This window comes from Polaromonas sp. P1_E12, from assembly GCF_056405975.1.
On the sequence record NZ_JBFUBB010000005.1, the window covers coordinates 107501 to 120097 of the forward strand.

Consider the following 12597-nt stretch of genomic DNA (forward strand, 5'->3'; position numbering starts at 1 on the left):
CATGAACCTTTACTGTAGCTTTGTATTGGACTTTGAACAGATCTGTGTAGGATAGGTGGGAGGCTTTGAAGTGTGGTCGCTAGATCGCATGGAGCCAACGTTGAAATACCACCCTGGTGTGTTTGAGGTTCTAACCTAGGTCCATTATCTGGATCGGGGACAGTGCATGGTAGGCAGTTTGACTGGGGCGGTCTCCTCCCAAAGTGTAACGGAGGAGTTCGAAGGTACGCTAGTTACGGTCGGACATCGTGATAATAGTGCAATGGCATAAGCGTGCTTAACTGCGAGACTGACAAGTCGAGCAGATGCGAAAGCAGGACATAGTGATCCGGTGGTTCTGTATGGAAGGGCCATCGCTCAACGGATAAAAGGTACTCTGGGGATAACAGGCTGATACCGCCCAAGAGTTCATATCGACGGCGGTGTTTGGCACCTCGATGTCGGCTCATCTCATCCTGGGGCTGTAGCCGGTCCCAAGGGTATGGCTGTTCGCCATTTAAAGAGGTACGTGAGCTGGGTTTAAAACGTCGTGAGACAGTTTGGTCCCTATCTTCCGTGGGCGCTGCAGATTTGAGGAAGCCTGCTCCTAGTACGAGAGGACCGGAGTGGACGAACCTCTGGTGTATCGGTTGTCACGCCAGTGGCATTGCCGAGTAGCTAAGTTCGGAAGAGATAACCGCTGAAAGCATCTAAGCGGGAAACTCGTTTCAAGATTAGATCTGCCGGGGCCTTGAGCCCCCTAAAGAGTCGTTCAAGACCAGGACGTTGATAGGTCAGGTGTGGAAGCGCAGTAATGCGTTAAGCTAACTGATACTAATTGCTCGTGCGGCTTGACCCTATAACTTTGATTAATTCGAAGTTGTTATGCCAAGTTGACGCATTCAAAAAGCACAGCTCAGCAGCTGTGCGAATCTAAATACAAGCTGATTTGCTCTATGAATTCGATGGATTGTTCTTTGGACAATCTGTCAACAAGTTATGCCTGATGACCATAGCAAGTTGGTACCACTCCTTCCCATCCCGAACAGGACAGTGAAACGACTTAGCGCCGATGATAGTGCGGATTCCCGTGTGAAAGTAGGACATCGTCAGGCTCTTACAGCAAGGAATGCCCGGTTGATTTTTGATCAACCGGGCGTTTTCTTTTGTGCGCTTGGTATTGAGCAGGCCACAGAGTTTAAAAAGCCCGCATGAATTCATGCGGGCTTTTGTTTTTGTATTTGTGCAAAGTGCTTAAAGCAGGCGTCTAGGTGCTCGCCAAGAGGCCATCGACACAGCAGCGATAAAAATGAATGTCAAAACTCGCTGGCCCGCAGTGATTCAGGCATTCACGATATGCATACCGTCTCTGTTGGCCACGCCGGCAGTCACCAGTTCGTTGCTTAATTGCTCAATCCACGCGCGGGCAGGGATGTCCGCGAAAAATTTGGCTTTGATTTGCATGAAATAAGGCGTTTCCAGGGCCCATTTTGCGAAGTCGTTGAAATTCTGGCGTTGAATTTCGAGCAATTTGAACTTCAGCAGAACCTTGGCAGCATGGTGCGCATGTCTGGGCGGATTGTTGACAAATGAATTCAGCCGCTGACGTGCTAGCGCTAGCACCTCTGGTGTGTATGCAAAGACACGGCCGTGCCCGGGAACGACGGTCTTGGGCTTCAACTGCTCAATTACGTCCAAAGTCGCGGCGACCTCCGTGAATGCATTGGCACCTTCCAGCTCGGGAAACACCACACCGAAGCCGTTTTCCCACAAAGCATCGGCTGAAATAAGTACACGACTATTGGGGTGGAAAAAAATCAGCGAATGCGGGTCATGCCCAGGCGCCGCATGAATCTGCCACATCTCGGACCCGAACTGCATGGAACCTCCCGGCTTCATCGCATCAGTGAAGGTGAACCGTGGGCACAGCTGACCGGTCGGAAAATAAGTCAGCGCCACGGGATCCCAGTCGGCTACTTGTTGCGCATGGCCAGGAGGAATAAGGGTATGCAGATCGGGATAACGCGCCTGCAAAGCAGCATTGCCGCCACAGTGATCGCTGTGCAGGTGCGTGTTGACGAGAATATCGAGAGGGCGGGACCCAAGGACGGACTCAATCAACGACCGCGTTTGCGGCGCGTGCGTGCAATAACCACTATCAACCAGCAAGGTTTTTTCACCGTCGGTGAAAAGAATATTGTTTGCAGAGAGCCAGCCGCGCTCAAAAACCTGCATTCCCGGGGGTAAATCAGGCTCGGCCATCAGAAGCTACCGAGCCCTGCAGCGCTTCAGGTCGCCGTTCGCAGTTCACGCCTGAGGATTTTTCCAACGTTGGTTTTGGGCAAGTCATCGCGAAATTCAATATATTTGGGTCGTTTGTATCCGGTAAGGTGCTGTTTGCAATAGGCGCTCACATCGTCTTCGGTCAGTGTAGGGTCATTTTTCACCACAAAAACCTTGATAGCTTCGCCCTGTTTTTCGTCGGCAATGCCAATGGCTGCGCACTCAACAACGCCTGGGCACAGGGAAATGACGTTCTCAAGTTCATTGGGGAACACATTGAATCCCGAAACGATGATCATGTCCTTCTTGCGATCGATGATTTTGGTGTAGCCGCGCTCGTCCATGATGCCAATATCACCGGTGCGCATGAAGCCATCGGAGGTGAACGCCTTTTTGTTCTCTTCAGGCTGCTGGTAATAGCCCGTCATGACTTGCGGACCTTTGATACAGATCTCGCCGGATTCGCCAAGTGCGAGCGATAGGCCATCGTCATCCTTGATGGCGATTTCGATGCTGGGCAACGGCAGGCCGATGGTGCCGGTGAACTCCTTGTTCATCACCGGATTGTTGGTGCCGATGGCGCAAGTCTCGCTCATGCCCCAGCCTTCAATCATGGGGCAACCTGTGACCTGCAACCAGTGTTTCGCCGTACCTTCGGACGCGGCCATGCCACCCGCCTGCGAAACACAAAGGGCCGAGAAATCTACCGTCTTGAACTGAGGGTGCTGAAGCAGCGCATTAAAAAGCGTGTTGACGGCCGGCAACATGTGAAACGGACGCTTCTTGAGCACCTCGATGAATTTACCGAAGTCACGCGGATTCGGAATGAGTGTTAGATGAGCTCCCCAACGAATCGAAAGCAGGCATAGCGTCAACGCGAAGATGTGATACAGCGGCAACGCTGCGATATTGTTTGTCTTGCTGACATCGCCTATCCGCTCTAGAGCCGGCGTGAACCATTCTTCGGCCTGCAGAATGGCCGCAACGATATTGCGATGCGTGAGCACGGCGCCTTTTGACAATCCGGTTGTCCCGCCGGTGTATTGCAAAAAGGCGATTGAATCCAGTGTGGTCTGCGCAGGCCTGAGGGGCAGGCGGCTACCTTCTGCGATCGTGCGATTGAAGGCTGTCACGATGCGCCCGTTTGCAAGCGGCAATTTGTAGGCGGGCACCAGCTTGGCCAGGTGGCGGACTGCGAAGGTGATCCATTGGCCATACCAGAAGCCCAGCAAATCACCCATGGACGCCATGACGACGTTCTTCACTGGTGTGCGCTCAATCACTTCGGCCAGTGTCGCAGCGAAGTTCTCCAGAATGACGATGGTAGTGGCCCCGGAGTCGCATAACTGGTGCTCCAGTTCACGGGCGGTGTACAGCGGATTGACGTTGACGCAGGTATAGCCTGCCCGCAGGATGGCCGCCATGGTGACTGCAAACTGCGGAACATTTGGCAGCATAATCGCAACCCGCGCCCCGCTCTCAAGACCCAGGCTTTGCAGCCAGGCGCCTAAAGCCGACGACAGTTCATCGAGCTGTCCGTACGTCATCCAGCGATCCATGCAAACCGAAAAAGGTTTGGCCGCGTTTTTCTTGAACGAGTCTTCCAGCAGATGATTCAACGAGCGGAACTGCTCGGTGTCGATCTCGTGTGAAACGCCTGCGGGATAACTGTTGAGCCAATGCTTGTTCATACACACTCCTTGCGGCCCATTGTGAAAGCCGTGCTGTGGAATCCGTATGGGGCTTGTCCTAATGCCGACGTGACATTACGGCCCCGCGGCCAGCAAATGGCCCAATCTGGTCTCGCAGGTGACAGCTTCGTCAGTGAACAGGGTATGAATCCAGGCCGTCTCGCGGTCCTTGATCAAGCGCAGGAACTCGTCGGCTCCACGCATGTTGGCAAAGGCGTCAAAGCCGGTTTCCAGAAAGTGCTGCAGGGAGTTCAACCCCGCCGCGGCAGCCGGCCCTCTCATCATCTTGAGCAGCGTGCGAAGGCCGAATGTCCGCGTCAGGCGGTTGAGTTCGTCCCCAAGGTGCAGGACAACTTCAAGTTGCCGGGTGCGTGCGGCTACATCCCCGACCCGTCGCCAGCACCGGATGTATCTCCCGCAATCGCTGCTTTCCGGGATGGCTGCAGAGTCCGCCAGCCATTCCCGCGCCATCAGGTCGTCGAGTTTTTCCGTCAACGCGTGCACTTCCGCCAGCGCGGCAGCCGTGCTGACAACAGGTTGCGGGAAGAGTTTGGCGATGGTGCTTGCGATACGCGCAAACTGCTGGTCGCGTTCGGCGTAGTCTTTGTCGCTGTACAGCTCCTGCAGGAAGAAGGTGGCGGCAGTTTTATAGCGCGGGCTGTGCAGCAGGTCCGAGTAAGTGGCCTGAAAACGGCGCGCCTGAAACCGCTTGACCTCCGCGCTCGCCCTGGCCAGCGGTGGGTCTGCCGCGTGCTGCTGCCGAAGCTGCGCAACGGTTTGCAGTGCGTGATGAATTTGTTGTGCGGATGCGTCCATACAAACCCGGAGTTTATCTAGGTACGGCCCCCTATAGAAACCTAAATGCGCATGAGAAACTTCCCGGATGCAAAGAAGAACGCTTCTCAAGCTCGGTGCCGCGTCAGCGGCCGTGCTGGTTGTCGCTGGCGGCGCTGCTGCTTTGCTGCAGCCTGGCCTGACCAGTGGGGTCTTGACTCACTCGGGACGTGAAGTCTTTTCCGCTGTAGGCCGCGCTGTTCTGGATACCACTTTGCCCGCAGACGCCGGCCCGCGCGAGATTGCGCTGCAAGGCTTGCTCAGCCGGGTCGATATCCTGGTGCAATCCCTTCCGCCTCATGCGCAAGGCGAGTTGTCACAACTGCTGGCGTTGCTGGCTAGTGCTGCCGGTCGGCACGCGCTGGCCCGCTTGAGCCGGCCTTGGCCCGAAGCCTCTGTTGCGGAGATCCAGCAGGCGCTTCAGGATATGCGTCTGTCAAGCCTCGCGCTGCGCCAGCAGGCTTATGCCGCCCTACACGACATCACGGCCGGCGCGTATTTTTCCGAACCGTCCAGCTGGGCGATGTTGGGCTATCCCGGCCCCGTCAAAATCTGAAGACACCGAAAGCAGCATGAGTCAATTGAAAGACCCGATCCGCGAAGGCATTGCGCGCGGCTGGAAAGTCATGGGTGGCGCGCTCGGCCCGGTGCCTGAAAAAATCACCTGTGACGTCGCCATCATAGGCAGCGGCGCAGGCGCCGGAGTCACGGCCGAGCTGCTGGCCAAGGCCGGCTTGCAGGTGGTGATCATTGAAGAAGGCCCGCTTAGAAGCAGCTCGGATTTCAACCAGAAAGAGTCAGAGGCCTATCCTTCGCTCTACCAGGAAAGCGCCGCCCGCAAAACAGCAGACAAAGCCATCAACATCCTGCAGGGGCGCTGCGTGGGTGGCTCCACCACGGTGAACTGGACCAGCTCTTTCCGTACACCCGCTTCCACGCTTCAATTCTGGCAGGACAGGTTTGGCCTGGGTGGCTACACCGTGGGAGCGCTTGCACCGTATTTTGCGCAGGCCGAGCAGCGGCTGAACATCACCCCCTGGCTGGTCCCGCCGAATGAGAACAACGACCTGTTGCGCAGAGGCGCCGCCAAACTGGGCATTCCCGCTTCGGCCATCTCCCGCAACGTCAAGGGTTGCTGGAACCTGGGCTCGTGCGGGTTGGGTTGCCCCACCAATGCCAAGCAGTCCATGCTGGTCACCACCATTCCTGCCGCGCTCGACCGTGGAGCGCAACTGCTCACTGAAACCCGCGCAGAAAGCCTTGAGCTGGCCAATGGCCGGGTCACCGCGCTGATATGCCGGGGTGTAGGGCCAAATGGGGCTTCAGCCCAATCAGAACTTGCGCAATCAGCTATCAAAATAAGAGCAAAACACTATGTGCTGGCTGGCGGTGCCATCAACTCGCCGGCTGTCCTGTTGCGCTCTGGAGCGCCTGATCCGCATAGTGTGCTGGGTGCCCGGACATTCCTGCACCCGGTCGTGATGTCGTCCAGTGTGTTTGACCAGAAGGTGGAGGCCTGGAACGGTGCGCCGCAAACCATTTACTCCGATCATTTCCTGGAAACCCAGGCGATTGACGGGCCGATTGGCTACAAGCTGGAAGCGCCGCCCCTGCACCCGATCATCTTTGCGTCGACCGTCCCTGGCTTCGGCCAGGGTCAGCACGACCTGCTCAAGTCTTTTCCCTACAACCACACGCTGCTGGCCTTGCTCCGTGACGGCTTTCATGACGAGTCGCCAGGCGGCCAGGTGAAGCTGCGCAGCGACAACTCCGCCGTGCTGGACTATCCGCTGACGGACTACGTCATGGAGGGCGGGCGCAGGGCTCTGCTGTCGATGATGGAAATCCAGTTTGCAGCGGGTGCCAAACAGGTTTTGCCGCTGCACGAAATGGCCAGGCCTTATACCTCTTGGGCTGAGGCGCGAACTGCGGTCAGTGCCTTGCCCATGAAGCCGATGCTCACGCGGGTTGTGAGCGCCCATGTCATGGGCGGCTGCAGTCTTGCGGGCGCTGAACGACAGGGCGTTACCCGGCCCGACGGTGTGCACTGGCAACTCGAAAATCTTTCGATTCACGATGGGTCGCTTTTCCCCACCAGCATTGGCGCCAACCCGCAACTGTCCATCTACGGCGCCGTGAATCGCCTGGCGCAAGGCCTCGCCAAAAAACTGTCGGGCAAGGATGTCACACTGGCCTGAGATACTGCGGGTTTGATCTCGCGCCGACCCATTCATGCTGGCTCAACTGCAAAGATTCATCACCCTGACCTTGGTCGCCGCGGCTTTCGGCTGGCTGTTCTGGTTCCGCAGCAGCTCTCCCGCGCTGGCCGTCACCGGCTTCCTGCTGATTGCACTGGGGTACACCGGTTTCCTCGCGCTTGAGTTTTTACTCCTTCGGTACATCAACAAGGCAGATCCGGCGCCCCAGCCCACCTGGACAGAACTTCTGCGCGCATGGCTGGGTGAGACATTGACGGCTCCCCGCGTGTTCTGCTGGCGCCAGCCCTTTCGTTCCAATGCGGTCCCGGACAGGGTCCTGCCGGCCGAGACAGCCCGAGGTCGCCGCGGCGTGGTGTTTGTGCATGGGTTCTTCTGCAATCGTGGCCTGTGGACCCCCTGGCTCAAGCGGGTTCGAGGCAGTGGACGCGCCTTTGTCGCTGTCAATCTCGAACCCCTGTTCGGCTCCATAGACGGCTACGCCCCCCAAATTGACGACGCAGTGGTGCGGGTCACCCAAGCCACAGGCCTTGCCCCCTTGCTGGTATGCCACAGCATGGGTGGGTTGGCCGCCAGGGCCTGGCTCAAGCGTATGAAGGCCGAAGCCCGGGTACATCATGTCGTCACCATCGGCACACCGCACCGCGGAACCTGGCTGGCCCGGTTCGGGCATGGCCACAATGGGCGCCAGATGCGCCTCCTGTCCGACTGGCAGGCCCAGCTGGACCATGAGATGCCCGCCCATCGGCATACGCTGTTTACCTGCTGGTACTCCAACTGCGACAACATCGTGTTTCCGACCTCCACGGCCACCTTGCCTGGCGCCGACAATCGCCTGGTTCGCGGCGCGGCCCATGTGCAGATGGCATTTTTGCCGGGCGTCATGAACGCTACCCTGGCCATGCTGGACAGTGATCCGGCTTGAACCGGCGTAATCGACGCTTGCCGTCAGCCCTTAAGCCTTCCCAGTCCGCAACCGGCGTTATCGATGTGAATTTCTCACAAAAAAGACCCGGCATATTCACTATCTACATTGAGCTGGGCTTTTTATGCTCATCTATTTGTAGGATGGAGCAAGCCCTTGACACTCTATGCAATGCCCAATACCAGCCTGTTGGAGGCTGTCCGACCGCTGCCGCCCCTGCTGGAACCCGAGTCTGATTCCACGCCTGCGCTGCTGGCCCTGCTGGTTGATGAGCTGGCGCACGGGGTGTTCGTTGTCAGCGCCCAAGGGCGGATTTTGCACGCGAATCAAATCGCGCGGCGCGAACTTGAGCGCTCTGTTGTTTTGGGGGTGGACAGGGGAGAGTTGAAGGTCCTCATGCAGGCAGATGCCAAGGCCTTCCAGATTGCCATGGGCAAAGCAGTTGCCGGAAAACGCAGCCTGATCAGGCTGGTGGCCGACGGCGTGGACTTTACCCTGGCTGTGGTGCCACTGCATCGCAATGCGGGCAGTCCCTGTGAGCGCATTGCCCTCTTTTTGTCTCGAGTGGGCGTGAGCGAGTCGGGTGTTTTTGGCTCCTTTGCCCGCAGTCACGGTCTCACGCATACGGAGGAGCAGGTGCTGGTTTTCCTGTGCCGCTGCTTGAGCACGCCGGAAATCGCCCTCCAGATGAAAGTTGCGGTTTCCACTGTGCGCAGCCATGTGCGCAGCCTTTGCGCCAAGACCGCATCCAGCGGCGTTCGTGAACTGGTCAATCGCGTGGCGATCTTGCCGCCTATTGCCCCCCTGCCACTCGGACAAATCCACTGATAGATGCCCCGTACGTCCCGGCGACGTGCTAGATTACGGGTGATCATGAGTTCACCACCACCTTCCGATGAGGGGCTGTATGCCCATTTGATTCCCGAATTGCGCACGCTCGCCCTGCGAGGCGTGGTGCGAACTTACCCCAAAAAAGCCGTTGTCATCAACGAAGGGGAAATCGGCGACAACCTGTTTGTTCTGCTCAAGGGCAGTGTCAAGGTGTTCGCCATGGACGAAAGCGGCCGGGAAATCACCTACGGCAGGATTCATTCGGGCGACTATTTTGGGGAAATGTCGCTGGACGGCGGACCCCGTTCGGCTTCAGTTATTACCCTTGAGCCTTGCACCTGTGCGGTGCTCAGTCGTACCGATGTGAGCGAACACTTGGGTGATGAGCCAGGATTTGCCATCAATCTCGTGGTTCAGGTGATTCGCAGGGCGCGTGCTGCTACAGAAGCGGCGCGCAACATGGCGCTGCTCGATGTGTACGGACGGCTGATTGCCGTGCTTGAAGGACATAGCGATGCGGTGGAGCGCGACCCTACCAATGAGGCTGTCACTCTTGAATCAATCACCCATCAGGAGATTGCCAGCCGCGTCGGCGCCTCCCGCGAAATGGTCAGCCGCCTTTTAAAGGACCTGGAAAAAGGCGGTTACATCGAAATGGGCACCAAACGCATCACGCTGCTCAAAAAGCTGCCGAGCCGTTGGTGAGTCCTTGCCGAGAGCCTAGAGTTCGTTAAAAATCCTGCGAGCCTCTTGCGGCGACGCATCGCTCGTACCCTGCAAGCGCACCACGGCACTGCTACGCGTCCCTGCGGCGCTGACGCCCACCATGGCCGGGTTTTCGTCGCTGGAGGCGGCTGCATCCGGGATTTTGACGACGCCGGGTCGCTGCGGCCGCGCAGCATCGGGGTCTGGTTTTTGCGGGGAATAGTGCGCCCACTTCGACCCCGTGATACGTGTGCCGCCGACCGACACAGTTTTACTGCCCGTGGCAATGCTGTTGAAGCTGCCGCTGCGCCGGATCAGGCTTGGATTGTTGGGGTGATCGACAAAGGATCCGGGGTTGCCGCTGGTGTCGTACCACTCGTCCTCAAAGTACGATTGGCGCGCTCCGGTATGGGTGCCGATGACCACATCGTCTCGCTCCACGTAGGCATCCACCGTGACCGATTTTGTGGCGGTGTTCGTCAGCTTGATTTGCCATACTCCGCTGGGCGCGGTGACGTCTTTCTTCTCGAAGCTGAAGGTGGGTGACACCGCCAGCAGGGCGCAGGTGCCACGCCGGCCAGTGGCCACCGTCTTTGGATAAATCAGCGCGCAAAGGGGCTGCTTGTCGCTGTTGGCCCACATTCGGGACTGGCCAAACTTCAATGCCGGCAAGGCAGCTTGCCCTGGCGGCGTAATTTCAATCTCCAGGCCTTCGCGGTTCTCTTCAATCCAGAGCTCCACAAAGCTTTGCGTTGTATCGTCGGGCAGTGCGCACCAATGCAGCGTGGCGGACTTGTTTTTCGCCAGCGTTGTATTGGCATGCATGCGCAGTTGGTAGCTATTGCCAGCAGCCAGAACAATCTGCAGGCGGCCATGAAGGAGGGTGATCAGCTGGTCCATGGCTGCCTCAAGCAGCGACGTGCCGTCATGCGGCCCGGCCAGCGTGCCAAAACTCACGTTCACCGTCACCTTGGCCGTGGGGGTGCAGCGAGAGAGGATGTACATAAACCCGTCCAGCACATGCACATTCATTGAGCCGCCCGAGGTGTCTTGCACGGTGTCGTAGTCGAGTTGCACTGCAACCAGCGGCGCGCGGCTGGCATCGTCGTTGGCCAGCGCCCAGCTAGGCGGCGCGTCATACGCAGGCGGCAAGTTGGCCACCTGGGCCAGCAGCTTGCGCGGCCCCACTGCCAGATCCATGACATGTGAGCCGTGACTGATCGACGTGTCCAGCGCGTGAAAAAAGCGCTCGGTCTTGGGCTGTTTCTGGCCCAGGGTAGAAAGCCCCAGTGCGACATACACCGCGCTTTCATCCACCAAGCCGTTATAGACATTGGCCTGCATGGCTGCATTGATGTCGGCGGCGGTTAGTTCGTGCCCATAGCCCAACCCGGTGGGTGTGCGGCCTTTGCCCCGTGCGTCTTGCCGCCAGAAGTAGCGGGTACGGGCCTTGCCCTGATGGAGAAAATTCGCCTGAGCCAATGCCAGGCTATCGTCAATCAGTCCGAACACCTTGCCCGAAAGCAGGCGCTCAGCACTGGCTTCAGCTTGGTACGCCGCGCCGCGCGAATGTGGAGGTGGATTGGTGTGCGAGCTCCCCGCCGAATCGTCAGCGTATTCAGCTGCAGGCAGCCCCAGCTCAAGCCTTAGGACCAGCGGGTGAAGGCTGCCACCCGGCTGAATTGCCTTGAAAAACGCAGGCCTGACCCGCGCGGTGCAAAACCTCAGGCCAGCCGGCGCGACCGTGCCGACATACACAGGTGGCACATGGAGCCACTTGGGGGAGGCAGCGGCAATAAGCTGGGACACCGTGGTACCCCGCGTCAGCTCAATAGCAATGGGCAACCACTTGGGCTGTGTATCGCCATAGCCGGCAAAGCTATCGGTTTCGGCCCAAACCAGGTAAGGGTCAAAACCATTGGTGGCATTGGGCAACGCCCAGTCAATGCCGGTAAATTCGCCCTTGGGCAATTTGCTCCAGTTCATGGCCGACCTATTTGAGAGGCAGCCATTCGGCTGCAGCTTTGGCCCACATAAAAGCAAGTATTGGTGATTTTTGTATCGCTTGCCTGGTGGTCTTGTATCGATAGTAGCCACTGAGGTTGTCTGTCATGGAGACGCGCATGTCAAAGTCGACGGGCTCGCCCTTTTTCCCCTGGAATTTCCGTCCATCGAAGCCCCATACAGCCGAACTTTTGGCGCCTTGGCAACGTGCGATAAAAAATTCTGCGAGAGCAGTTCCGAGCAAACGGCCAGCGGCGCTGTCTACGGGATAGTGAACGCCTGCCACTGTTCGGTTGACCGCTATACGGGCTGCGAGCCGTTCCAATTGTTCTTTGTATTTGTGGCCTGACGGCAGTAGCGTGAGTAACACCGTGATAATTAGGAAGGCTTCAGTCGCATGCCCGCTTGGCCAACTAGCGTGCCCAGGCGTAGGAATCATGGGTTGTATTTGTGGCGAAAGCTCAATAGGGCGTGGACAAGCGAAAGCATGCTTGAGGCGCATTTCTACGTCAATTGCCAAGGCAAGCATTAGCGTCACGAGCTCCATCGTCCATTTGTGCCGGTGATCGGTTAGTCCTACGACTGAGCCCCAGAAGGGAGTTAAGCTGGACATTTGCGCCAGAATTTCCACCCCTCTGTCCTCCCGCAGTTGGGCGTAATTTTCAACCAATTGAAGTTGTTGCCGGAAGACTGCCACGTCGGGCCTGACGAAGGTGGCAAGCTTCATGTTGGATAGCGGCTTTTTCGTCAGGTCTACAAATTCGACGGCGATTTCTTTTGCAGACTGATTGACCTGAAAGTGCAAACCCGACAACAGTTCCAAGCCGCAAACCTGCAATCTGGGCATCACATCCCACTGGACGAGGCGCTCTGGTTTGTCCAGCGGCACTGGAAGGTCAATCGGGAATACGGCACCCTTGAATGGGCCGACCAGTGCTGCCCGACTCCTGATGAGGGCGTCCGAAAGCAGGGGGTTGGAGCCCGTGCCACCCGTACCACCGGTCCCGCCCGTACCTCCGGTCCCGCCAGTACCACCTGTGCCGCCTGTGCCTCCGGTTCCGCCAGTACCACCTGTGCCGCCGGTACCGCCAAGCAAACTAAAAATACTCATAAAAAACTCCCTGAAGTA

10 protein-coding genes and 2 rRNA genes (1 of these 12 running past the window's edge) are annotated in these 12597 nt (G+C 57.8%); 7 read left to right on the forward strand and 5 right to left on the reverse strand.

The genetic code is table 11. The features are described 5' to 3' along the window. Together AC1D13_RS15170 and rrf are read left to right on the forward strand one after the other, a co-directional pair. Window positions 1-838 (forward strand): 23S ribosomal RNA (locus AC1D13_RS15170); it begins 2042 nt to the left of the window's first position. A 143-nt stretch (window positions 839-981) separates the two neighbouring features. After that, window positions 982-1094: ribosomal RNA gene (gene rrf / locus AC1D13_RS15175) — 5S ribosomal RNA — on the forward strand. A gap of 226 nt (window positions 1095-1320) precedes the next feature. Here the strand turns inward: rrf and AC1D13_RS15180 are convergent. The 3 genes from AC1D13_RS15180 to AC1D13_RS15190 form a co-directional block, all read right to left on the reverse strand. Further along, window positions 1321-2241, reverse strand: a complete 921-nt coding sequence (locus AC1D13_RS15180) for an MBL fold metallo-hydrolase (protein ID WP_477689816.1) — start codon at window positions 2239-2241, stop codon at window positions 1321-1323. A 26-nt stretch (window positions 2242-2267) separates the two neighbouring features. Then, window positions 2268-3953, reverse strand: a complete 1686-nt coding sequence (locus AC1D13_RS15185) for an AMP-binding protein (RefSeq protein WP_457282797.1) — start codon at window positions 3951-3953, stop codon at window positions 2268-2270. Between the two features lie 75 nt (window positions 3954-4028). Continuing rightward, the gene (locus AC1D13_RS15190; RefSeq protein ID WP_457282798.1) at window positions 4029-4769 is read right to left on the reverse strand and encodes a DUF8198 family protein; all 741 of its coding nucleotides are present in this window, start codon (window positions 4767-4769) and stop codon (window positions 4029-4031) included. Between the two features lie 67 nt (window positions 4770-4836). Between AC1D13_RS15190 and AC1D13_RS15195 the strand changes: the two genes are divergently transcribed. From AC1D13_RS15195 to AC1D13_RS15215, 5 genes are all read left to right on the forward strand, one after another. Beyond that, entirely contained in the window at window positions 4837-5343 is a 507-nt protein-coding gene (locus tag AC1D13_RS15195) for a hypothetical protein (RefSeq protein ID WP_457282799.1), read from the forward strand. A 16-nt stretch (window positions 5344-5359) separates the two neighbouring features. After that, entirely contained in the window at window positions 5360-6985 is a 1626-nt protein-coding gene (locus AC1D13_RS15200; RefSeq protein ID WP_457282800.1) for a GMC family oxidoreductase, read from the forward strand. A 34-nt stretch (window positions 6986-7019) separates the two neighbouring features. Then, window positions 7020-7928: an esterase/lipase family protein gene (locus tag AC1D13_RS15205; RefSeq protein ID WP_457282801.1), complete on the forward strand. Its 909-nt coding sequence runs from the start codon at window positions 7020-7022 to the stop codon at window positions 7926-7928. A 108-nt stretch (window positions 7929-8036) separates the two neighbouring features. Continuing rightward, the gene (locus AC1D13_RS15210) at window positions 8037-8756 is read left to right on the forward strand and encodes a helix-turn-helix transcriptional regulator (protein ID WP_457282802.1); all 720 of its coding nucleotides are present in this window, start codon (window positions 8037-8039) and stop codon (window positions 8754-8756) included. 45 nt (window positions 8757-8801) lie between these two features. Beyond that, the gene (locus AC1D13_RS15215; protein ID WP_457282803.1) at window positions 8802-9464 is read left to right on the forward strand and encodes a Crp/Fnr family transcriptional regulator; all 663 of its coding nucleotides are present in this window, start codon (window positions 8802-8804) and stop codon (window positions 9462-9464) included. Window positions 9465-9479: 15 nt separating this feature from the next. On the opposite strand, the gene AC1D13_RS15220 is transcribed toward AC1D13_RS15215, so the two are convergent. Then, window positions 9480-11450, reverse strand: a complete 1971-nt coding sequence (locus tag AC1D13_RS15220; RefSeq protein WP_457282804.1) for a S8/S53 family peptidase — start codon at window positions 11448-11450, stop codon at window positions 9480-9482. Window positions 11451-11457: 7 nt separating this feature from the next. Further along, a complete protein-coding gene (locus AC1D13_RS15225) occupies window positions 11458-12579 on the reverse strand; it encodes a phosphatase PAP2 family protein (RefSeq protein WP_457282805.1) in 1122 nt (373 codons plus the stop codon). Window positions 12580-12597 lie beyond the last annotated feature (18 nt).

Coding starts and splice junctions, on each gene's coding strand:
- AC1D13_RS15220 (WP_457282804.1), bottom strand. CDS start 11,450: ATGAACTGGAGCAAATTGCCCAAGGGCGAATTTACCGGCATTGACTGG.
- AC1D13_RS15185 (WP_457282797.1), bottom strand. CDS start 3,953: ATGAACAAGCATTGGCTCAACAGTTATCCCGCAGGCGTTTCACACGAG.
- AC1D13_RS15225 (WP_457282805.1), bottom strand. CDS start 12,579: ATGAGTATTTTTAGTTTGCTTGGCGGTACCGGCGGCACAGGTGGTACT.
- AC1D13_RS15180 (WP_477689816.1), bottom strand. CDS start 2,241: ATGGCCGAGCCTGATTTACCCCCGGGAATGCAGGTTTTTGAGCGCGGC.
- AC1D13_RS15215 (WP_457282803.1), top strand. CDS start 8,802: ATGAGTTCACCACCACCTTCCGATGAGGGGCTGTATGCCCATTTGATT.
- AC1D13_RS15190 (WP_457282798.1), bottom strand. CDS start 4,769: ATGGACGCATCCGCACAACAAATTCATCACGCACTGCAAACCGTTGCG.
- AC1D13_RS15195 (WP_457282799.1), top strand. CDS start 4,837: ATGCAAAGAAGAACGCTTCTCAAGCTCGGTGCCGCGTCAGCGGCCGTG.
- AC1D13_RS15200 (WP_457282800.1), top strand. CDS start 5,360: ATGAGTCAATTGAAAGACCCGATCCGCGAAGGCATTGCGCGCGGCTGG.
- AC1D13_RS15205 (WP_457282801.1), top strand. CDS start 7,020: ATGCTGGCTCAACTGCAAAGATTCATCACCCTGACCTTGGTCGCCGCG.